Here is a 21585-nt window from a genome sequence, read left to right on the forward strand (position 1 = left end):
TAATAACAATAAAACGAGGATTTAAGGGATGAAGAAGGTACGAAGCAAATCGCTTAACCAGTTTCAGTTGATCGGTGGGTTGTCTGTTCTGAGTGCGCTGACGATTTCCGGAACGGCCTCTGCAATGGAGCCGTTCAAAGCCAGCGAACACTTGACCGGTGACTGGGGTGGTCTGCGCCAGGAGCTGTATGACAAGGGTTACGACTTCCCCATCGAGTATGTTGGCGAAGCCGCCTCCAACCTCAATGGCGGCTACAACGATGACCGCACTGGCCGCTACAGCGATCAGTTCGCGTTTGGTGTGCAGATGGATCTGCAGAAAATCCTCGGTTGGCATGATGCGGAATTCAAGCTGGCGATCACCGAGCGTAGCGGTAACAACATTTCCAACGACCGTATCGGCGACCCGCGCGCCGGCACACTCAGCTCCTCGCAAGAAGTCTGGGGTCGTGGTCAGACCTGGCGTCTGACGCAAATGTGGGTCAAGCAGAAGTACTTCGACGGCGCCCTGGACATCAAGGTCGGTCGTTTCGGTGAGGGCGAGGACTTCAACAGCTTCCCATGCGACTTCCAGAACCTTTCGTTCTGCGGCTCGCAGGTCGGTAACTACGTGAACACCTGGTACAACTGGCCAGTCAGCCAGTGGGCATTGCGCGTGAAGTACAACATCACGCCGGAAGTCTTCGCCCAGATCGGTGTCTACGAGCAGAACCCTTCGTACCTGGAAACCGGCAACAGCTTCAAACTCAGCGGCAGCGGCTCGCAAGGGACCGTGGTGCCCGTGGAAGTGGTCTGGTCGCCAACCGTCAACTCGCTGCCAGGCGAATACCGTCTGGGTTATTACATCAGTAACCCGAGCGCGGACGACCTCTACGAGAACGAAGCAGGTCAGCCTCAAGCCACAAATGGCGGCGACTTCAAGTCTCACAAGGACAAGCACGGCTGGTGGGTCGTGGCTCAGCAACAGTTGACCAGCCACAACGGCGACACGTCCCGTGGTCTGAGCATCTTCGCCAACGCCACTGTGCATGACAAAGCCACCAACTTCGTCGACAACTATCAGCAGATCGGCTTCGTCTACAAAGGCCCATTCGATGCCCGTCCGAAGGATGACATCGGTATCGGCGTCGCGCGTATCCACGTGAACGACGATGCTCAGGACAACCGTCGCCTGGTCAACGCCGTCAACGGGATCGACGACTACGACAACCCGGGTTACCTGCCAATCCAGAAGACCGAATACAACTCGGAAATCTACTACGGCGTACACGTCACCGACTGGCTGACCGTGCGTCCTAACCTGCAATACGTGAAGAGCCCAGGCGGTGTGGACGACGTCCAGAACGCGCTGGTGGCAGGCATCAAGATTCAATCGAAGTTCTAACGCTGCAATCGTGTGCGGACCCGCTCCTCCGCACACCTCTCTGATGTGCTTCACAAACGATCAAGGGTCGTGTGTGCTTTACGGGCAGCTCAGCTGCCCGTTTTTTTTGTGAGGCACTGTTGTGGCTCATCCCGCCCCGGATTTCGGGGTGTTTTTTTGATTTGCGTCTGCCTCCTTTGGCGAGGGCGGCGCTTGCCTGCGATGGCAGTCTGTCAGCGAAAACACGTTCGTCTGACGCACCGTAATCGTCGACGGGCAGCCGCTGCAAAGGACAAATGAATCCACTCTCTGGACTGGTACAGCAATGGCTAACAGAGACACAGAATCGCTTGAGCATCCACTTCAGCGCTTTTACACCTCGGTCCGGCCTCAGCCGACTTTTCAGTGGGAACGCTATCAGCAACGCGATGTGCTGATCATCGACCATCCCCAGTGTCAGGCGGTATTCAGTCGTCAGGGCGCTCAGTTGCTGCATTTTCAGCCCAAGGGTCAGAAGCCGTGGTTATGGTGCGCGTCGCAGTGGCCAAACGTCGGTGCGATTCGTGGTGGCGTGCCTGTCTGCTGGCCGTGGGTCGGGCGCCATCCCGGTGAGGGCGGCTGGCCCGCTCATGGCTGGGGGCGCTTGCTCGACTGGAAACTGATCGACAGTCAGACCCACGACGCGGGTGTGTCGCTGCATTGGCGATTGTCGTTATGGGATTGGCAGGCCGATCTGCATGCCGAGCTGGGGCAGGGGATGGACCTGCGGCTCGAAACCCGCCACGAAGACAGCGAGCCCTGCCACTTCGGGCACGCACTGCACGTCTACTGGCGCATCAGCGACATCGCCGACGTTGCGCTCGAGGGCCTCGACGGTGTGCAGGGCTACGACGAGCTCAGCCGCAGCCACTGTGAGCAAAAGGGCGAGTTGCGGGTGATGGGCGGTTGTCAGCGGGTGTTCGAGCATGCCGGACCGCTGGCGCTGCAGGACGAGGCGTGGTCGCGTCGGTTGAGCATCGACACGAGCGACAGCGACAGCACGGTGGTCTGGCATCCCGGCAATCGACCGTTGCTGGGTGTAGGCGGCGATGAAGCACAGGGCTTCCTGCGCCTCGAGGCCGTGTCGGGCATCGACGATGGCCTGAGCCTTGCGCCGGGGCAGCAGGCGCGGTTGAGCTTGCAGGCGCAACTGATGCATTGATTGCGAAGCCCTGTAGGAGCGTGGCTTGTCCCGCGACCGGCGGGGAAACCGTCGCAAAATCAGACAATGCGGCGGATCAGTTGTACCAGATTTGCAGATTTCACTGCCGGTGCCCGGCAGGTCGCGGGACAAGCCACGCTCCTACAGAACAGCGCCTGATGAACGCGTTAATTCAACTCATCATCCGCCGGATAGCGGCTGGCATTGAGGCTTTCCTTGATCTTGCGCAGGTGGGGCTGAAAATCCACGCCGCGGCGCAACGTCATCCCGGTCGCGAGCACGTCGAGCACGGTCAGCTGAACGATACGTGACGTCATGGGCATATAGATGTCGGTGTCTTCGGGCAGCGGGATGTTCAGGCTCAACGTGCTGGCCTTCGCCAACGGTGAGTCGGCTGCGGTCAGGCCCAGCACCGATGCGCCGTTCTCGCGGGCGATGCGCGCCACCTCCACCAGCTCGCGCGTGCGACCAGTGTAGGAAATGATCACGAACAGCTCGCCGGTATGCGCCACGGACGCCAGCATGCGCTGCACCAGCACATCGGCATGGGCCGTCACCGCCAGATTGAAGCGGAAGAATTTATGCTGAGCATCCAGCGCCACAGGCGCCGATGCCCCCAGCCCGAAAAAGTGGATCTGACGCGCCTGGATCAACAGGTCGACGGCTTTGCTGATCAGGTTCGGGTCGAGCACCTGACACACGCTGTCGAGCGACGCGATGGCGCTGGCGAAAATCTTGCGCGTGTAGGCTTCCGGGTTGTCATCGGCTTCGACGGCCCGACTGACATACGCCGCACCGCTGGCCAGGCTTTGCGCCAGCTGCAGTTTGAGCTCCGGATACCCGCTGACGTCGAACGAGCGGCAGAAGCGATTGACGGTCGGCTCGCTGACCTTCGCCGCCTGCGCCAGCGCAGCGATGCTGAAGCGCGTGGCCTGCTGAGGGTTGCTCAGAATCACCTCGGCAACCTTGCGTTCAGCCTTGTTCAACTCGTCGAGACGGCTCTGGATCTGCTCCAGAAGATTGCGTACGCGGTCCATTCAAAGTCCTTTCATGAAGCTGCAACAGGCTGATCTGCGGGCCTTTCTTAAAAAGGTAGTGACGTGGGCCTTTAGCCTGTAGCAAAGGTGGCCTATCGTACTGAGGGCCTGTGGTGATCACCACTGTAATGTGGTTTCGGAAGAAATGTTGTGGTTATTACTACATTTGGCCTTGAGTAACGCCTTTAAAAAAGGTATTTGTAGCCTAACTTGATAAAAGAACCAACATTATGCTCTCGATTACGGTTGAACCGTGCACTTTTGCCTTGTTTGGTGCCTTGGGTGACCTGGCAGTGCGCAAACTGTTTCCTGCGTTGTACCAGCTTGATCGGGCTGGACTGCTGCATGCCGAGACCCGAATTCTTGCCTTGGCCCGTGAGCCCGGAACTCCTCAGGAGCATCTGGCCTACATCGACAAAAGCCTGCGCCGTTTCGTCCCCGAGGCGCAGCTTGAGAGTGAGCACGTTGAGCGTTTTCAGGCACGCCTGAGCTACCTGCACGTGGACTTCCTCAAAGGCGACGACTACGTGGCGCTTGCCGAGGAAGTGGGCGACGCACAAACGATGATCGCCTACTTCGCCACGCCGGCCTCGGTGTACGGCGCCATCTGTGAAAACCTTGCGCTGGTCGGCCTGACCGATCGCACGCGCGCCGTGCTTGAAAAGCCTATCGGCCATGACCTGGCATCTTCGCGCCGGGTCAATGACGCGGTGGCCAAATTCCTTCCGGAGAACCGCGTTTACCGGATCGACCATTATCTGGGCAAAGACACCGTACAGAACCTCATCGCGCTGCGCTTTGCCAACAGCCTGTTCGAAACCCAATGGAACCAGAACTACATTTCCCACGTCGAGATTACGGTGGCGGAGAAAGTGGGCATCGAGGGCCGTTGGGGTTACTTCGATCAGGCGGGTCAGCTGCGTGACATGATCCAGAACCACCTGTTGCAGCTGCTGTGCCTGATTGCCATGGACCCGCCCAGCGACCTGTCCGCCGACAGCATCCGCGACGAGAAGGTGAAAGTGCTCAAGGCACTGGCACCGTTCACGCCCGAACGCCTCGCCACCCAGGTGGTCCGCGGGCAGTACATTGCCGGCTACAGCGAGGGCAAGCCGGTCCCCGGTTATCTGGAAGAGGAAAACTCCAACACCCAGAGCGACACCGAAACGTTCGTTGCCATTCGTGCCGATATCCGTAACTGGCGTTGGGCGGGGGTTCCGTTCTATCTGCGTACCGGCAAGCGCATGCCACAGAAGCTGTCGCAGATCGTGATTCACTTCAAGGAACCGCCGCACTACATCTTTGCCCCCGAACAGCGGATGCAGATCAGCAACCGCCTGATCATCCGCCTGCAGCCCGATGAAGGTATCTCGCTGCAAGTGATGACCAAGGATCAGGGGCTGGATAAAGGCATGCAATTGCGCAGCAACCCTTTGCAACTGAGCTTCTCCGACGCCTACCGCAGCGCCCGCATCCCGGATGCGTACGAGCGGTTGTTGTTGGAGGTCATGCGTGGCAATCAGAACCTGTTTGTCCGCAAAGATGAGATCGAGTATGCGTGGCAGTGGTGCGACCAGCTGATTGCCGGTTGGAAGAAGGCGGGCGATGCGCCCAAGCCTTACGCGGCAGGCTCCTGGGGACCAATGAGTTCCATTGCGCTCATTACTCGTGACGGGAGGTCCTGGTATGGCGATATGTGAACTTGAATTTCCAGCGGGTCTGAAAGCCCTGGAATTCGATAACCCCGAACTGCTGGCCAATGCGCTGGCCGATCACGTGGCCGAGCGTTTGAGCGCGGCCATTTCCAGCAATCCCCATGGCGTGGCCACGCTGGTCGTCTCGGGCGGCAAAAGCCCGGTGGCGTTCTTCCAGGCGCTGGCGCAGAAGCCGATTCAATGGTCCAAGGTCTGCATCAGCCTCGCGGACGAGCGTTGGGTGCCGACCGAACACGCCGACAGCAATGCCGGCCTGCTCAAGCGTTATCTGTTTCAGGGGCCGGCAGCGGCAGCGGGCTTCTTCAGCCTGTATCGCCCGACCACGACGCTGGATGAAGCAGCGGCCGCCACCGACGAGGCGCTCAAGGAGCTGCCGAAGATTGATGTGCTGGTGCTGGGCATGGGCGACGACGGCCACACGGCCTCGCTGTTCCCTGACAGCCCGAACCTGGCCGAGGCGCTGGATCTGAACAGCGAACGCCGTTGCCTGCCGATGCAGGCGCCCACGGTGCCTCATCAGCGCCTGACCATGACGCGTTCGCTTCTGGCGTCGGCCGCAACGCCAATCCTGTCCGTCTCCGGGCAGGCAAAACTGGAAACCCTGCGCAAGGCGCTGGCGGGCGATGACCTCGCTGAAATGCCGGTGCGTGCGTTCCTCAACCCGTCTTTAGAGATCTACTGGTGCCCATAAGCAAAGGATCAGCCGCCATGGAGAAAAACCAAGTGAAACAGCCGTTGAATAGCATGGCGAGCAAGATTGCCCAGATCGACGAACTCTGCGCGAAAGCGAAGATTCTGCCGGTCATCACCATTGCACGTGAACAGGACGTGCTGCCGCTGGCCGATGCGCTGGCGGCCGGCGGCCTGAACGCGCTCGAAGTTACCCTGCGTTCCGAATTCGGTCTCAAGGCCATTCGCACCCTGCGTGATGCGCGTCCTGAGTTGTGCGTCGGCGCCGGCACCATCCTCGATCGCCACATGCTCAAGGCGGCCGAGGAGGCGGGTTCGCAATTCATCGTCACGCCGGGCAGCACCCAGGATTTGCTGGAAGCCGGCGCGCAAAGCGAGTTGCCGCTGTTGCCGGGTATCAGCAGCGCGTCGGAAATCATGATCGGTTATGCGCTGGGCTACCGCCGCTTCAAGCTGTTTCCGGCCGAGATCAGCGGCGGCGTCGGTGCGATCAAAGCGCTGGGCGGCCCGTTCCCCGAAGTGCGTTTTTGCCCCACAGGCGGCGTCAGCGCTGCCAACCTGAAGAGCTACATGGCGCTGCCGAATGTCATGTGCGTGGGCGGTACCTGGATGATCGACAACGCATGGGTCAAAAATGGTGACTGGCAGCGTATTACCGACGCCACGGCTGAGGCCATCGCTCTGTTCGATTGATCGTGGATGGCTGACGAAACGTTGATGACGGACAGCTTGCGTTCAAGCGCAGGCTGTTCTAATCGTCGTCAATGAAGGATTGAAGAGATTGCGCTGCCTGACCCATGCACGGCAGCGCAGCTAAAGAAGTCGTTGTTGCATGGCTGTTTGACGGTGCTCCTTGGTCAGGAGCGCCGTTTTTTTTGCCTGCCGGTTCAGCGATAAATATGTACCGCACGGATGCCGCATGAAGCGGATATCTTGGCCGCTCCTTTGTAGTTCGTTTCTTTGGTTTTTACGGCGCCCTGTCAACAGGGCGCCGTTTTTTTTGGATCAGGCTCAGGCCAGCGCACGCAGCGCCGCTACGAGCCGCGCCATGTCATCGGCGCGGGTGGTGAAGCCTGGCGTGATGCGGATGCAAGGCCCGCAACTTGCGCCGTAGCGTGTCACGGCGAAGATTCCATGCTCATCCAGCAGTCGCTGGGCCATGACCTGCTGATCTTCGTGGCGGGTGAAGCGAAACGAGGTAATCCCGCAATAAAGTCTCGGATCGTCCGGCGTCAGAACTTCGATGCCCTCGATGGCACGTGCTTCCTTGACCCACAGATCGCGCAGGTAGGCCAGTCGCGCGCCCTTGACCGCCGAGCCGCCGATCGCCCGATGCTCGGCAAATACCGTGGGTAATGTCATCAGCGCAGGGATGTTCGGCGTGCCATAGGGCACGCGGCCAAGGATGTCGTCGTCGGCATAGCGCGTGTCGCCCATGTCCGGATCAATCGCCCCGAGCCGCCCCTGGCGGACATAGAGGAAGCCCAGACTCAACGGCGCGCCCATCCATTTCTGCAGGTTGAACCCGGCGAACGGGACGTTGAGGGTATCCAGTTCGAAATCCAGTTGGCCCAACGCATGGGCGCCGTCGAGGATGACATCGACGCCGTGGGATCGCGCAAGGTCAGTGATGTCCTGAACCGGCATCACCAGCCCCGTGCGATGAGTTACATGGGTCAGCGCCATTAGCCTGATGCCAGGGTTGGCAACGAACGCATCGCGATAGCTTTGCAGCAGCGATTCGTGGGTCGCGGGATGCCGATGGGTGATCTCGACAATGCCCGCGCCGCAACGCTTGGCCAGCCAGCGCATGGCTGTCTGCACGCTGTTGTAGTCCAGATCGCTGATGAGTACCTGCTCACCGGGCTGAAGCTCGTTGTAGTTGCGGATGAGCGTCTGCAATGACTCGGTGGCGCAGCGGGTGAGCGCGATTTCGTGAGCGCCGACGCCCAGCAGTTGAGCAAGGTCGGCGCGGATGACCTCGCTGTCGTGCGCGTCGAAGCGCTGGCGCACGTAGACAGCGTTACTGCGATTGACGTACGCCAGGTTCTGCTCGTACTGACGCAACACTTCGCGGGTCATGCGGCCGAAATAGCCGTATTCGAGGTTAAGCGCCCCGGACTCAACGTCGTATTGCTGGGCAATGTTCTCCCAGAACGTTTCGTCCTGGGCGAGTCGGTCTGCCTGTTCGGCTGTGCTGCTCTTGGGAATGCTGGTCATCGGGCCGCTCGTGCGTTCAATGAAGAGGTCAGGAAAAGCGAATGGGTGATTTCAACGGGCTGTTGCGCAGGGGTTCCCGAGGGCGGGTGCGCAATGGATCGAGCAGCGAGGACAGCCCGTTGTGGTCGATTTCGTGCATCAGCGCCAGCAGACTGCCCAGCTCTCCAGCGGGAAACCCTTTACGGGCAAACCAGTTCAGGTAGTCGCCGGGCAGATCGGCCAGCAAGCGACCTTCGTACTTCCCGTACGGCATCTCCCGCTCGACTAACAACTTGAGTTTTTCAGGATTCATACTGTTGCCGTTTGTCCGTTTCAATGAACTTGGAAGATACGTGCATTCTGCAACTCCGCCAACAGACAGATCATGCATAAAGCTCGGTGTGGCTGTATGGCAATAAATACAAGTCATTGAATAATAATGACTTTATAGTTCGATTAAAGCTGGCATGCGCTCTGCAATGATTATCGTATCGAGTTTGGATGTATCAATTCTTCGATTAACCTGCCAGAAAGGAATAGCAAAATGACAGATATCAATAAAGAAGCGATCTCGGTACTGAACGATCTGATCGAGACCAGCATTGACGGCGAGAAAGGTTTCCACACAGCTGCCGAAGATATCAAAAACCCCGAAATCAAAGCGTACTTCCTTTCCCGGTCCTCAGAGTGCAAAACCGCAGTGGCCGAGCTTCAGGCTGAAGTTCGTACCTTGGGCGGTGATCCGGATAAAACCTCCAGCGCTGCTGGCGGCCTGCATCGTCTTTGGGTAGAGCTGAAAGCGGCAGTGACCGGTAAGAGCGACGAAGCGGTGCTGAACGAAGTCGAGCGCGGTGAAGACCATGCGCTGAAGGCTTACAAAGAAGCGCTGCAGAAGGCAACTGAAAAGAACCTGCCTGTGAACGTCACCGGCCTGATTCAGCGTCAGCTGACCGGCGTGCAAGCCAATCACGACAAAGTGAAGGCACTGCGTGACTCTGTCAAAGCAGCCAATGCACGTGCTAGCTGATTGACCTGAGCAGTACGAAAAACGCCAGCCAGTCTGGCGTTTTTTTATGCCTGACGATTCACGACTCAGTGGGCTCGACGCGATTGCGGCCGTTGCGTTTGGCCAAGTAGAGCGCTTTGTCAGCGACGTTGAAAAGCTGGTCAGGCCTGTCTGCTGCGTGTGGAAGGTGCGATGCAATGCCGATGCTGGCGGTGATGGGTAACGGATCGTCTTCGAAGGGAGGCAACGACTCAATTGCCGTCCGGATCTTTTCGGCAAGCACGCGAGCGCCAGCAAGATCGGTCTCCGGTAAGACCACCAGAAATTCCTCGCCGCCGTAACGGGCCGCGAGATCGCCGGGGCGTCGAATATTGGCCGAGATCGTCTGGGCGACGTTGCGCAGCGCGACATCACCGCCGTGGTGGCCATGGCGGTCGTTGAACGCCTTGAAGTGGTCGACGTCGATCATCAGCAGTGACAGCGATTTGCCCGAGCGCATCCCGCGCAGCCACTCCTGTTTGAGCACCTGATCCAGCCGGCGCCTGTTGGCGAGCCCGGTGAGCACGTCCGTTGAGGCCAGTTCGGCCAGCTCGTGCTCAGCGTTGTGGCGCAGGTGCAATTGTTTGCCCAGCAGCCACGACAGCCACAGGATTCCCAGGCACAACAGGCCAGTGGCACTGGCGACGAGGAGGGCGTTGCGTTTCCAGACCGCATAGACCTCGTCCTGTGACTGGGCCACTACCACGATCAAAGGCAAATCGCCCACGCGTGAGAACGTGTACAACCGCTCGGTGCCATACAGCTCCGACATTGCGGAGAAGTGGCCACTCACTTGATTGAGGATTCGCTGGAAATTGGGGCGTCGGCTGAAGTCCTCGCCGATCAGGCTTTTACCCGCATCATCGGATTGCCGTGCCAACAGAACGCCTTCGGCATTGATCAGATTGATCGAGCTGTTCTTGCCCACGTCCAGGCTTCTGAACAATTGGTTGAAGTAGGAAAGCCGCATCGTCGCAGCGGCGATGCCGACGAACTGGCCGTCCGCGGAGGGCAGGCGCCTGCTGAAGCTGATGCACCAGTCCTTGAAACCCCAGCGCGATTTGAACGGGCCATCCACTCGCATGGCAAGCGAGGCGCTTTCGCGGTGCTTCTGAAAGCTCGAGCGATCAGAGAAATTGTCTTCACGTGGGATGACGGAAACGGAATCGGCAATGATATCGCCGCGCCTGTCGAGCAACACCATATCGCCTTTGAAGGGCGCGGCGGTCGCCCGGTCGAAGAACACCAGCTGACGTAATTCCGGAGAAATCGACGTCACGTCCTGACGCTGCCATGCTGAAATCAGGCCCTTGAGCGACGTGTCGTACAGTTCGGCACTGCGCTGCACATCGGCATCGATCAGTTGAACCACGTTGTTGGCCGAGCGCACGGCGGATTCGGTAGCATTGCCGCGCTCGCGAATCAGCAAGGACGCCACGATCGTCAGGATCGCGATCACCGCCAGGACGCTGCCGAGCATCAGCATTTTTTCCGGGCCGGACCTGTTTTTGAGCCGGGGTGGACCTGTGACTGTCATCAATCCGCTCTGCCTTGGAACATCACCACCCACATCTTGATTCCTGATACGCACCGGGAATCGCCCTGGCTGGTCCGTGCCTGATCGGGAAGGCTAGCGACTCACTGTTTCGAAGCGATGGATTAAAGATACTTTGTGCGCGCCGCGCAAGTCTGAAAATTCCGTAGATATCGCGCAATTTTCTTTATTGCGTGTAAGTCGGACAGATCGGCGAAAGCGCAGAGGAGGACGGCAGGCGTTTACATGGAACAAAGCCGCCAGATCGCAGGCTTCGTTCGCCATTGGAAACTGAATCGTTAACGTGCGCTGAGGGTCACTCGCCTTCGTCGAACTTGTTGTTGATCAGTTCGATCAGGCCATCCAGCGCGGCCTGCTCCTGGTCGCCCTCGGTCGACAGATGAATGTCCGTGCCTTTGCCGGCAGCCAGCATCATGACCGCCATGATGCTTTTGCCGTCGACCATGCTTTCCGGAGTCCGGCCCACGCGGATCTGGCAGGGATATTTGCCCGCCACGCCGACGAATTTCGCTGCAGCACGGGCGTGCAGGCCCAGCTTGTTGATGATAGTGATTTGGTGAGCGGGCATCGCGATGGGGATCCTTTCAGCTTAGGTCGCGGTGGCGAACCTGAACATTCTTGAGCGATTGTTGCAGGACCTGACCCAGACGTTCGGTCAGGTAGACGGAGCGGTGATGCCCGCCGGTGCAGCCAATGGCAATGGTGACGTAGGCACGGTTGCTGGCGGCGAAGCGCGGCAGCCATTTGGTAAGGTAGGCGCAGATGTCCTGGAACATCTCCTCGACATCCGGCTGGGCGGCCAGGTAGTCCGCCACTGGCTGGTCAAGCCCGGATTGTTCGCGCAGCTCGGGCTTCCAGTAAGGGTTCGGCAGGCAGCGCACGTCGAACACGAGGTCGGCGTCGACCGGCATGCCGCGTTTGAAGCCAAACGACTCGATCAGGAAGGCCGTGCCTGGCTCAGGTCTGTTCAACAGCCGCAACTTGAGCGTATCGCGCAACTGATACAGATTCAGGTGAGTGGTGTCGACGGTCAGGTCGGCGAGGTCGATGATCGGCCCCAGCAGGGTTTTCTCATCCCGGATGGCTTCAGCCAGCGAGCGGGTTGCCGTACTCAGCGGGTGGCGGCGGCGGGTTTCGGAGAAACGCTTGAGCAGCGTCGACTCTTCAGCATCGAGGAACAACACGTCACACTGAATGTGCCGGCTGCGCACCTCTTCGAGCATGCGCGGAAAACGGCTCAGATGGCTGGGTAGGTTGCGTGCGTCGATCGAAACCGCGAGCAATGGCTCAGCCAGCTCGGTGTGGATCAGCGCTCGCTCGGCCAGTTCAGGCAGCAGCCCGGCAGGCAGGTTATCGACGCAGTAGAAGCCGCTGTCTTCAAGAACATCGAGGGCCGTACTCTTGCCGGAGCCGGAGCGACCGCTGACGATGACCATGCGCATGATCAGTGACCGTTCTGAACGTGAAGCACGACGTTGTAGAGCTCATCGCTGCTCTTCGCGTTCCGCAGGCTCTGCCTGACATCTGCACGGTCAAGCATGCTGGCGATCTGGCGCAGCAGTTCGAGGTGAGCGTCGGTTGCCGCTTCCGGCACCAGCAACACGAACAGCAGATCGACGGGCGCGCCGTCGATGGCGTCGAAGTCGACCGGTTTTTCAAGATGAAGCACTGCGCTGACGGGCGAGTCGCAACCTTTCAGTCGACAGTGTGGAATGGCGATACCATTGCCGAACCCGGTCGATCCGAGCTTTTCACGGGCAGTGAGGCTTTCATAGACAGTTTGCTGATCAAGTTCAGGCACCTGCTGCCCGATCATTTTGGCAATCTGTTCGAGGACGGCTTTTTTGCTGCCACCTGGCACGTTCACGAGGGAACGGCCAGGGGTCAGAATGTTTTCAAGTCGAATCATGGGTGGGGGGTATCAGCGAGCTGCCGCACCTTTGAGGATGCTTTGCTGCTTTTCCTTATGCTTGAGCAATTGTCTGTCCAGCTTGTCAGTGAGCAGGTCGATCGCCGCGTACATGTCATCATGCTCCGCATTGGCAACCACCTCTCCACCGTGGATATGCAGCGTGGCCTCGATCTTCTGTTTGAGCTTCTCGACGGCCATCGTCACTTGCACATTGGTAATCTTGTCAAAGTGCCCTTCGAGCTTTTTAAGCTTCAGCTCGACGTACTCGCGCAGGGGCTTGGTCACTTCCAGTTGGTGTCCACTGATGTTGACTTGCATACAGCTTCTCCTTCGTTGCCAGTGCATTAAGAGGCAGGCTTGGGTGCCTGCCACTGGAACGCTGTGGCCTGTGACCTTTACATCAGTCGCTTGCGTTCACTCGAAGGCGCTATCCCTAGAGATTCGCGGTATTTGGCGACTGTGCGACGGGCCACTTGAATGCCTTGTGCCTCCAGTAAACCAGCGATCTTGCTGTCACTCAACGGCTTTTTCTGATTTTCCGCGGCAACCAGTTTTTTGATGATCGCGCGGATCGCCGTGGACGAGCATTCACCGCCTTCGGAGGTGCTTACATGGCTTGAGAAGAAGTATTTCAGTTCGTAGATGCCACGCGGCGTGTGCATGAATTTCTGCGTGGTCACGCGGGAAATCGTCGATTCATGCATGCCGACCGCTTCCGCAATGTCATGCAGGACCAACGGCTTCATTGCCTCGTCGCCGTACTCGAGGAAGCCGCGCTGATGTTCGACGATCTGCGTGGCCACTTTCATCAGGGTTTCGTTGCGGCTCTGCAGGCTCTTGATGAACCAGCGGGCCTCTTGCAACTGATTGCGCATGAACGTGTTGTCGGCGCTGGTATCGGCGCGACGCACGAAGCCTGCGTATTGCGGATTGACCCGCAGGCGTGGCACGGCTTCCTGATTGAGCTCGACCAGCCAGCGTTCATTGTCCTTGCGCACGATGACATCAGGGACGACGTATTCGGCTTCGGTGGATTCGATCTGCGATCCCGGACGCGGGTTGAGGCTCTGAACCAGTTCGATCACCTGGCGCAGGTCATCTTCCTTGAGCTTCATCCGGCGCATGAGTTGCGCGTAGTCGCGGCTGCCGAGCAGGTCGATGTAATCGCTCACCAGACGCTGTGCCTCGGCCAGCCATTTGGTCTTGGCCGGCAGCTGGCGCAGCTGCAGCAGCAGGCATTCGCTCAGCGTGCGTGCGCCGATACCGGCCGGTTCGAACTGCTGGATGCGGTGCAGAACGGCTTCGATTTCGTCCAGCTCGATGTCGAGTTCCGGATCGAATGCGTCGAGCAGCTCTTCCAGCGACTCGTCCAGGTAGCCCTGAGGGTTTATGCAGTCGATGAGGGTAACGGCGATCAGGCGATCGGTGTCGGACATGGGTGCCAGATTCAGCTGCCACAATAGATGGCTTTGCAAGCTTTCGCCGACGGAGGTGCGGGTCGTGAAGTCCCACTCATCATCGTCATTGCTCGGCAGGCTGCTCGCGCTGGTTTGATAAATGTCTTCCCATGCAGTATCGACGGGCAATTCGTTGGGAATGCGCTCGCTCCACTCGCCATCGTCGAGGTTGTCGACGGTCGGAGTGGCTTCCTGATAGGTCGGCTCCTGAACATCAGGGTTGGGCTTGTGCTCGATGTTGTCGGCCATTGGGTCAACATTATCGAAATCGTCGCCTTCTTCCTGTCGTTCGAGCATCGGATTGGACTCCAGTGCCTCCTGGATTTCCTGTTGGAGATCCAGCGTCGACAGTTGGAGTAAGCGGATGGCCTGTTGCAGCTGCGGCGTCATCGTCAGCTGCTGGCCCATTCTCAAGACTAGCGAAGGTTTCATGGCAGGGGCTTAACACCTTATTCGCCGGCGCACTGCGCGCCATCCACTACTAGGGCGCCGAGGCGCCTACTTAAGCAAATTATATGCCTGAAACCGGAGTGTTTGCCTAGAGTGTGACGACAATTAATCCGGGGTTGGCGATGAGGCGCACGTTTGCGTTCGTCTCCAGCCCCCGTCTTCACCGGGTTACAGTCGGAACTCGTGGCCGAGATACACTTCTTTAACCAACTGGTTGGCCAGGATGGTTTCAGCGTCGCCTTCTGCGATGAGTTGCCCGTCGTTGACGATGTAGGCTGTTTCGCAGATATCCAGCGTCTCACGTACGTTGTGGTCGGTGATCAGAACGCCGATGCCCTTGGCCTTGAGGTGATGAATGATCTGCTTGATGTCGCCCACGGAAATCGGGTCGACACCTGCGAACGGTTCATCCAGCAGAATGAATTTCGGCGCAGTGGCCAATGCGCGTGCGATCTCGACGCGGCGGCGCTCACCACCCGACAGGCTCATGCCGAGGTTGTCGCGGATGTGGGTGATGTGGAATTCCTGCAGCAGGCTTTCCAGTTCCTTGCGACGTCCGGCGCGGTCGAGTTCCTTGCGGGTCTCGAGGATCGCCATGATGTTGTCCGATACCGACAGTTTGCGGAAGATCGACGCTTCCTGAGGCAGATAGCCAATACCGGCACGCGCGCGGCCGTGCATGGGTTGGTGGCTGACGTCCTGCTCGTCGATGAGCACGCGGCCCTGATCGGCCTGAACCAGGCCCACGATCATGTAGAAACACGTGGTCTTGCCCGCACCGTTCGGGCCGAGAAGGCCGACGATCTGACCGCTTTCGATGGAAAGGCTGACGTCACGGACGACCTGGCGACTCTTGTAACTCTTGGCCAGGTGTTGGGCTTTCAGCGTTGCCATTACTGGGCCTTCTGCTGGTCGGTTTTCTTTTTCGGCTGGATCACCATGTCGACACGCGGACGGGCTTCGGTCACCTTGCTGCCTGTCGCGCGGCCGGCGCTGGCAAGCTTGCGGACCGTGTCATAGACGATTTTCTCGCCCTGAGTGGTGTTGTTGTCCTTGTCGATGACCTTGGCCTTGTCGATCAGCACGACGCGGTTCTGCGCTGCGTGGTACTGAATGGTGACGCCCCAGCCCTGGACGGGCTTGGTGTCGCCAGCAGTCTGCAACTGCTCGAAGTAGGCGAGGTTGCCCACCGAGGTCACGACGTCGATGTCGCCGGCAGGGGTGCGAGTGATGGTCACGGTGTTACCGGTCACCTTCATCGAGCCCTGGGTGATGATCACGTCGCCTTTGTAGGTCGCGACACCTTGCTTGTCGTCCAGCTGAGCATCGTCGGCCTGAATACGGATAGGCTGATCCTGATCGTTCGGCAGAGCCCAGGCGCTCACGCTTCCCAGTGCTGCGCCCAGGCCGAGCAAAATAGGGAGGGTTTTAAGGAGCCTCATACTGTCCTCTTGCATTCGATAGCAGGTGTATCCTGCTTTCTTTTAGATAGGCCTTCATACCCGTACCGGTGCTCACGCCGTTGAAGCCGTCGATTCTAACGGGTTGCGCGGTTTCCGCATATTGCTTCTGAGGGAAGACAGTCATGCGGGTACTGGTGATCACGGTGGTGCGTTTCTTTTCGTCGGTGCGGTTGATGCGCACCTGATCGATCAGCTCGACATGGTCGCCACCGGGGGAGACCTCGGCGCGCACGCTCTGTACGTGCCAGGGGAATTCGGTGCCACGGTACATTTGCAGGACCGGCGTGGTCATCAGCGTGACATCGGTGGCCTTCAGGTGCTCGACCTTATCGGAGGTCATGTCGTATTGCATGCTGCCGTCGGGCAGGTACTGAATGCTGTGGGCGTTGATCGCGTAATAGTCGATCGCACTCTCATCCACGGCAGCCTTGGGTTGATCCATGAAGCTTTCGGGGCTGACATTCCAGTATCCGACCGCTGCAAGCAGCACCGCCAGAACACCGAAGATCAGAAACGTACGAAACTTTTTGCTGAGCATAAATGCACTTCTATAAGTAGGCGGCGTGGGCCGCTTCGAGGTTGCCCTGAGCGCTCAGGATCAACTCGCAGAATTCTCGGGCAGCGCCTTCGCCGCCACGTGCCTGGGTAGTCCCGTGGGCATGCTGACGTACGAAACCGGCGGCGTTGGCCACGGCCATGCCCAGGCCGACCCGGCGGATGACCGGCAGATCGGGGAGGTCGTCACCCAGGTACGCGACCTGGTCGTAGCTTAGATTCAGTTGCTGCAAAAGCTCGTCGAGGACGACGAGTTTGTCCTCGCGTCCCTGGTAAAGATGTGCGATGCCGAGGTTTTTTGCGCGACGTTCGACGACCGGTGTCTTGCGTCCGCTGATGATCGCCGTGGTCACGCCAGAGTTGATGAGCATTTTGATGCCCTGGCCGTCGAGCGTATTGAACGTCTTGAATTCACTGCCGTCTTCGAGAAAGTACAAGCGGCCGTCAGTCAGCACGCCATCGACGTCGAAAACGGCCAGTTTGATGTTTTTGCCACGCTGCATCAGATCGTTCATATCGGCGCTCATTTACATGACTCCCGCACGGAGCAGGTCTTGAAGGTTGAACGCGCCGACGGGGCGATCGTTCTCGTCGACCACGATGAGTGCGCCGATCTTGTTGTCTTCCATGATTTTCAGGGCTTCGGCGGCGAGCATTTCCGGGCGCACGGTCTTGCCGTGCACGGTCATCACTTCGTCGATGATTGCCTGGCGGATGTCGATCGGCCGGTCCAGCGTACGGCGCAGATCGCCGTCGGTGAAGATCCCGGCGAGGCGGCCATCGGCTTCCAGAATAGCGGTCATGCCCAAGCCCTTGCGGGTCATTTCCATCAGGGAATCGCGCAGTGGCGTACCGCGTGCAACCTGCGGCAGTTCGGCACCGGAATGCATGACGTGCTCGACCTTCAGCAGCAGACGGCGTCCCAGTGCGCCGCCCGGGTGCGAGAAGGCGAAGTCCTCGGCGGTGAAGCCTCGCGCGTCCAGCAAGGCGACGGCCAGGGCGTCGCCCATGACCAGCGCGGCGGTGGTCGAGGAGGTCGGTGCCAGATTCAAGGGGCAGGCTTCTTTTTCGACGCGGGCATTGAGGTTGATGTCAGCGGCCTTGGCCAGCGTGGATTCCGGATTGCCCGTCAGGCTGATCATCTTGATGCCCAGGCGTTTGATCAGCGGCAGCAGTGTCACGATCTCGGCTGTGGTGCCCGAGTTGGAGAGCGCCAGGATGACATCCGAGCTGGTGATCATGCCCATGTCGCCGTGGCTGGCCTCGGCCGGATGGACGAAAAACGAAGGGGTGCCGGTGCTGGCCAGGGTTGCGGCAATCTTCTTGCCGATGTGACCGGACTTGCCCATGCCGACTACGACGACCCGACCCTTGCTGCCCAGAATCATCTCGCAGGCGCTGACGAAATCCGCATCGATGTGCGCAAGCAGCCCTTCCACGGCTTCTATTTCCAGGTGGATGGTGCTTTGTGCCGATTGGATCAGGTCGCGGGCGTTGGCCATGTCTGTAAAGGGTCGCTTGGTGAAAAGGCGAGGATTATAGCGACAATGTTCAAAAGCCTCACGCTTCATCGTCGCTCTTTGTTTATAGAGGCGTTCAGTCCTTCAGTTGATGCTGATTAATCGAAGTGGCTGAAGCAGGAAATTTCCTCTGTGTCTGAAATCTTCTTCTTTGTTTGCGACTCGACACGTTGGTGCTTTGGCGGCTTGGCACACCGGTGTTATAGTTCGCCGCTTGTTCGGCCCCTCCTGATAGTGTGTCGTTCGTCAAGGACGCGGCATCTCAGAGACAGGTTGCATCGCAAGGAGTTTAGATGAGTGCCGATAACGCCTACGCGGTCGAATTGAAGGGCGTGTCCTTCAAACGCGGTACGCGCAGCATCTTCAATAATGTGGACATTCGCATCCCCCGGGGCAAAGTCACCGGCATCATGGGGCCGTCAGGCAGTGGTAAAACCACATTGCTGCGACTGATGGGAGCACAACTGCGTCCAAGCGCGGGCGAGGTCTGGGTCAATGGCCAGAACCTGCCGAAGCTGTCGCGCAGTGACCTGTTCGACGCGCGCAAGCAGATGGGTGTCCTGTTTCAGAGCGGTGCATTGTTCACCGATCTCGACGTATTCGAAAACGTGGCGTTCCCGCTGCGTGTCCATACCAAACTGCCCGAAGACATGATTCGCGACATCGTCCTGCTGAAGCTGCAGGCGGTGGGGCTGCGTGGCGCGGTCGAGCTCATGCCCGACGAACTTTCCGGCGGCATGAAGCGTCGCGTCGCACTGGCCCGTGCCATCGCGCTGGATCCGCAGATCCTCATGTACGACGAGCCCTTCGTGGGTCAGGACCCGATCGCCATGGGCGTGCTGGTCCGGTTGATCCGCCTGCTCAATGATGCGCTCGGCATCACCAGTGTCGTGGTGTCCCACGACCTGGCAGAAACCGCCAGCATTGCCGACTATCTGTACGTCGTGGGCGACGGGCAGGTGTTGGGGCAGGGGACGCCGCAGGAATTGATGCAGTCGGATAACCCTCGCATTCGTCAATTCATGACGGGCGATCCCGACGGGCCGGTGCCTTTCCATTATCCGGCGCCGGATTATCGCGAAGATCTTTTGGGGAAGCGCTGATGCGCAGAAAGTCATTGATGGATCGTGTACGCCTGATGGGGCGCTCAGCGATCGATGTTGTTGCAGTGTTGGGTCGTTCGGGGATTTTTCTGGTTCATGCCCTGCTTGGGCGCGGCGGAATTGGCGGTGGTTTCCAACTGTTGGTGCGTCAGCTTTATTCGGTCGGCGTCATGTCGCTGGCGATCATTGTCGTGTCAGGTGTCTTCATCGGCATGGTTCTGGCGCTGCAGGGTTTCAGTATCCTGGCCAAGTATGGCTCGGAGCAGGCGGTGGGGCAGATGGTTGCCCTCACGCTGCTGCGCGAATTGGGCCCGGTTGTGACGGCGCTGCTGTTTGCCGGTCGTGCCGGCTCGGCGCTGACTGCCGAAATCGGCAACATGAAATCCACCGAGCAGTTGTCCAGCCTCGAAATGATCGGCGTCGACCCTTTGAAGTACATCGTCGCGCCGCGTCTGTGGGCCGGTTTCATTTCGCTGCCAGTGCTCGCGATCATTTTCAGCGTCGTCGGCATCTGGGGCGGATCCTGGGTGGCGGTGGACTGGCTGGGCGTCTACGAAGGCTCCTTCTGGGCGAACATGCAAAACAGCGTTTCCTTTCCCAATGATGTAATCAACGGTGTCATCAAAAGCGTCGTTTTCGCTTTTGTCGTCACCTGGATCGCCGTATTCCAAGGCTATGACTGCGAGCCCACATCCGAGGGGATCAGTCGCGCCACGACCAAGACCGTGGTGTACGCCTCGCTGGCCGTACTGGGCCTGGACTTTATTCTGACCGCCTTGATGTTTGGAGACTTCTGATGCAAAACCGCACCCTCGAAACCGGTGTAGGCCTGTTTCTGCTCGCCGGGATCCTGGCTTTGCTCCTGCTCGCCCTGCGGGTCAGTGGTCTGAGCGCCAGCGCCACCAACGACAGCTACAAACTTTATGCAAATTTCGACAATATCGCCGGTTTGACTGTCAGAGCGAAAGTGACCATGGCCGGTGTGACCATCGGCAAGGTCACTGCAATCGATCTGGACCACGATACCTTCATGGGCCGTGTGACGATGGAAGTGGATAAGCGGGTGAACAACCTGCCGTCCGATTCCACTGCCTCGATTCTGACCGCTGGCCTGCTGGGCGAGAAATACGTCGGCATCAGCGTTGGCGGAGATGATCAGCTGTTGAAAGACGGCGGCACCATCCACGACACGCAGTCGTCGCTGGTACTCGAGGACCTGATCGGCAAATTCCTGCTGAATTCCGTGGGTAAAGACGCTAAATGAGGAGTTTTTTCATGATCTCGATTCTGCGCCGTGGCCTTCTGGTGCTGCTGGCTGCTCTGCCGCTGTTCGCCAACGCTGCACCTGCGTCCTCCGCTCATGATCTGGTGGACCGTACGACCAAGCAGCTGCTGGCTGACCTTGCTGCCAACAAGGACAAGTACAAATCCGATCCGCAGGCGTTCTACGAGGCGCTCAACGGCATCGTCGGTCCTGTGATCGACGCTGACGGCATCTCCAAAAGCATCATGACCGTGAAGTACTCGCGCAACGCTACCCCGGCGCAGATGCAACGCTTCCAGGAAAACTTCAAGCGCAGCCTGATCCAGTTCTATGGCAATGCGCTGCTGGAGTACAACAACCAGGGCATCACCGTTTCGCCAGCCAAGGAAGAAGCGGCTGACCGCACGTCCGTCGACATGTCGGTCAAGGGCAACAACGGCGCGGTCTACCCGGTTTCGTACACCCTCGTGACCATCAACAACGAGTGGAAAGTGCGTAACGTGATCATCAACGGCATCAACATCGGCAAGCTGTTCCGCGATCAGTTCGCTGACGCGATGCAGCGCAACGGCAACAACCTGGACAAGACCATCGATGGATGGGCGGGCGAAGTTGCCAAGGCCAAGGACGCCACCGAAAACTCGCCTGACAAGGTCGTCAAATGAGTGAGGCGGCTATCACGGCGGTGGGCGGCGGCGAGCTGAAGCTGTTCGGCGTGCTCGACTACCGCACCGGCCCTGCGTTGCGCGAGCAGGGCGCTCAACTGATCAAGGCCAGCGATGCGCCGGCTTTGGTCCTTGATTGCTCTGGCGTCGAGAAGTCCAGCAGCGTTGGGCTGGCCCTGCTGCTGGCCTTCATGCGGGACGCCAGCAACGCAGGCAAGACGGTCAGCGTTCGCTCGCTCCCTGAAGACATGCAGGAAATCGCACAGGTATCGGGTCTGACCGAGCTGTTCGAACAACATTGATAGCTGATCATCGATCAAGCCCCTCGTCCGTCTCCTGCAAAGTAGGGTTCGCAACGAGAGGGCTTTTTTGTATGATGGCCGACCCGCGC

Annotated in this window: 25 protein-coding genes; 11 read left to right on the top strand and 14 right to left on the bottom strand. The window is 59.0% G+C overall.

All coding sequences use genetic code 11. The features are described 5' to 3' along the window. Positions 1 to 28: 28 nt before the first annotated feature. A complete protein-coding gene (locus QRN36_RS05010) occupies positions 29 to 1384 on the top strand; it encodes a carbohydrate porin (protein WP_285423063.1) in 1356 nt (451 codons plus the stop codon). Positions 1385 to 1688: 304 nt separating this feature from the next. Next, complete coding sequence (locus QRN36_RS05015; protein ID WP_285423064.1) at positions 1689 to 2564, top strand: D-hexose-6-phosphate mutarotase; 876 nt, start codon at positions 1689 to 1691, stop codon at positions 2562 to 2564. A 167-nt stretch (positions 2565 to 2731) separates the two neighbouring features. Here the strand turns inward: QRN36_RS05015 and QRN36_RS05020 are convergent, their stop codons facing one another. After that, positions 2732 to 3601, bottom strand: a complete 870-nt coding sequence (locus QRN36_RS05020; protein ID WP_093461956.1) for a MurR/RpiR family transcriptional regulator — start codon at positions 3599 to 3601, stop codon at positions 2732 to 2734. A 230-nt stretch (positions 3602 to 3831) separates the two neighbouring features. Between QRN36_RS05020 and zwf the strand changes: the two genes are divergently transcribed. The 3 genes from zwf to QRN36_RS05035 are packed head-to-tail and all read left to right on the top strand — an operon-like array spanning position 3832 to position 6699. Further along, entirely contained in the window at positions 3832 to 5301 is a 1470-nt protein-coding gene (zwf, locus tag QRN36_RS05025) for a glucose-6-phosphate dehydrogenase (protein WP_093461953.1), read from the top strand. Next, positions 5288 to 6007, top strand: a complete 720-nt coding sequence (gene pgl / locus QRN36_RS05030) for a 6-phosphogluconolactonase (RefSeq protein WP_285423065.1) — start codon at positions 5288 to 5290, stop codon at positions 6005 to 6007. Before zwf ends, pgl begins: the two co-directional genes overlap by 14 nt. 17 nt (positions 6008 to 6024) lie before the next feature. After that, complete coding sequence (locus QRN36_RS05035; protein ID WP_093461947.1) at positions 6025 to 6699, top strand: bifunctional 4-hydroxy-2-oxoglutarate aldolase/2-dehydro-3-deoxy-phosphogluconate aldolase; 675 nt, start codon at positions 6025 to 6027, stop codon at positions 6697 to 6699. A gap of 318 nt (positions 6700 to 7017) precedes the next feature. On the opposite strand, the gene QRN36_RS05040 is transcribed toward QRN36_RS05035, so the two are convergent. Beyond that, on the bottom strand, positions 7018 to 8226 hold the full coding sequence (locus tag QRN36_RS05040) for an aminotransferase class V-fold PLP-dependent enzyme (RefSeq protein WP_285423066.1): 1209 nt from the start codon (positions 8224 to 8226) through the stop codon (positions 7018 to 7020). Between the two features lie 28 nt (positions 8227 to 8254). Then, positions 8255 to 8518 carry a DUF3820 family protein gene (locus QRN36_RS05045; protein ID WP_285423067.1) on the bottom strand — a complete coding sequence of 88 codons (264 nt, stop codon included), beginning with the start codon at positions 8516 to 8518 and terminating at the stop codon, positions 8255 to 8257. A 231-nt stretch (positions 8519 to 8749) separates the two neighbouring features. Between QRN36_RS05045 and QRN36_RS05050 the strand changes: the two genes are divergently transcribed. Further along, a complete protein-coding gene (locus QRN36_RS05050) occupies positions 8750 to 9232 on the top strand; it encodes a PA2169 family four-helix-bundle protein (protein ID WP_285423068.1) in 483 nt (160 codons plus the stop codon). Positions 9233 to 9290: 58 nt separating this feature from the next. On the opposite strand, the gene QRN36_RS05055 is transcribed toward QRN36_RS05050, so the two are convergent. The 11 genes from QRN36_RS05055 to QRN36_RS05105 all read right to left on the bottom strand — a co-directional run bounded on the left by QRN36_RS05055 (position 9291) and on the right by QRN36_RS05105 (position 18144). Further along, complete coding sequence (locus QRN36_RS05055) at positions 9291 to 10736, bottom strand: sensor domain-containing diguanylate cyclase (RefSeq protein ID WP_285423265.1); 1446 nt, start codon at positions 10734 to 10736, stop codon at positions 9291 to 9293. Positions 10737 to 11100: 364 nt separating this feature from the next. Further along, positions 11101 to 11373, bottom strand: coding sequence for an HPr family phosphocarrier protein (locus QRN36_RS05060; RefSeq protein WP_285423069.1), 273 nt, complete (start codon positions 11371 to 11373; stop codon positions 11101 to 11103). A gap of 16 nt (positions 11374 to 11389) precedes the next feature. Continuing rightward, a complete protein-coding gene (gene rapZ / locus QRN36_RS05065) occupies positions 11390 to 12247 on the bottom strand; it encodes an RNase adapter RapZ (RefSeq protein WP_285423070.1) in 858 nt (285 codons plus the stop codon). Positions 12248 to 12249: 2 nt separating this feature from the next. Continuing rightward, entirely contained in the window at positions 12250 to 12714 is a 465-nt protein-coding gene (gene ptsN, locus QRN36_RS05070) for a PTS IIA-like nitrogen regulatory protein PtsN (protein WP_285423071.1), read from the bottom strand. 12 nt (positions 12715 to 12726) lie between these two features. Continuing rightward, positions 12727 to 13035, bottom strand: a complete 309-nt coding sequence (gene hpf / locus QRN36_RS05075) for a ribosome hibernation-promoting factor, HPF/YfiA family (protein ID WP_003377554.1) — start codon at positions 13033 to 13035, stop codon at positions 12727 to 12729. Between the two features lie 77 nt (positions 13036 to 13112). After that, entirely contained in the window at positions 13113 to 14606 is a 1494-nt protein-coding gene (locus QRN36_RS05080; protein WP_285423072.1) for an RNA polymerase factor sigma-54, read from the bottom strand. Between the two features lie 186 nt (positions 14607 to 14792). Beyond that, entirely contained in the window at positions 14793 to 15518 is a 726-nt protein-coding gene (gene lptB, locus QRN36_RS05085; RefSeq protein ID WP_093461922.1) for an LPS export ABC transporter ATP-binding protein, read from the bottom strand. Next, complete coding sequence (gene lptA, locus QRN36_RS05090) at positions 15518 to 16066, bottom strand: lipopolysaccharide transport periplasmic protein LptA (RefSeq protein WP_093461919.1); 549 nt, start codon at positions 16064 to 16066, stop codon at positions 15518 to 15520. The genes lptB and lptA overlap by 1 nt, the downstream gene beginning before the upstream one ends. Then, positions 16053 to 16625, bottom strand: a complete 573-nt coding sequence (lptC, locus tag QRN36_RS05095; RefSeq protein ID WP_093461916.1) for an LPS export ABC transporter periplasmic protein LptC — start codon at positions 16623 to 16625, stop codon at positions 16053 to 16055. The genes lptA and lptC overlap by 14 nt, the downstream gene beginning before the upstream one ends. A 10-nt stretch (positions 16626 to 16635) precedes the next feature. Beyond that, on the bottom strand, positions 16636 to 17169 hold the full coding sequence (locus QRN36_RS05100) for an HAD family hydrolase (RefSeq protein WP_285423073.1): 534 nt from the start codon (positions 17167 to 17169) through the stop codon (positions 16636 to 16638). Next, a complete protein-coding gene (locus tag QRN36_RS05105) occupies positions 17170 to 18144 on the bottom strand; it encodes a KpsF/GutQ family sugar-phosphate isomerase (protein WP_285423074.1) in 975 nt (324 codons plus the stop codon). 311 nt (positions 18145 to 18455) lie between these two features. Between QRN36_RS05105 and QRN36_RS05110 the strand changes: the two genes are divergently transcribed. The 5 genes from QRN36_RS05110 to QRN36_RS05130 are packed head-to-tail and all read left to right on the top strand — an operon-like array spanning position 18456 to position 21496. Next, a complete protein-coding gene (locus QRN36_RS05110) occupies positions 18456 to 19265 on the top strand; it encodes an ATP-binding cassette domain-containing protein (RefSeq protein ID WP_285423075.1) in 810 nt (269 codons plus the stop codon). Then, the gene (gene mlaE, locus QRN36_RS05115; protein ID WP_285423076.1) at positions 19265 to 20062 is read left to right on the top strand and encodes a lipid asymmetry maintenance ABC transporter permease subunit MlaE; all 798 of its coding nucleotides are present in this window, start codon (positions 19265 to 19267) and stop codon (positions 20060 to 20062) included. The genes QRN36_RS05110 and mlaE overlap by 1 nt, the downstream gene beginning before the upstream one ends. Further along, the gene (gene mlaD, locus QRN36_RS05120) at positions 20062 to 20529 is read left to right on the top strand and encodes an outer membrane lipid asymmetry maintenance protein MlaD (protein WP_093461900.1); all 468 of its coding nucleotides are present in this window, start codon (positions 20062 to 20064) and stop codon (positions 20527 to 20529) included. Before mlaE ends, mlaD begins: the two co-directional genes overlap by 1 nt. Before the next feature lie 11 nt (positions 20530 to 20540). Then, entirely contained in the window at positions 20541 to 21194 is a 654-nt protein-coding gene (locus QRN36_RS05125; protein WP_285423077.1) for a phospholipid-binding protein MlaC, read from the top strand. After that, positions 21191 to 21496, top strand: coding sequence for a lipid asymmetry maintenance protein MlaB (locus tag QRN36_RS05130; RefSeq protein ID WP_285423078.1), 306 nt, complete (start codon positions 21191 to 21193; stop codon positions 21494 to 21496). Before QRN36_RS05125 ends, QRN36_RS05130 begins: the two co-directional genes overlap by 4 nt. Positions 21497 to 21585 lie beyond the last annotated feature (89 nt).

Source organism: Pseudomonas sp. efr-133-TYG-103a (assembly GCF_030209235.1).
In the GTDB taxonomy this organism is placed as follows: Bacteria; Pseudomonadota; Gammaproteobacteria; order Pseudomonadales; family Pseudomonadaceae; genus Aquipseudomonas.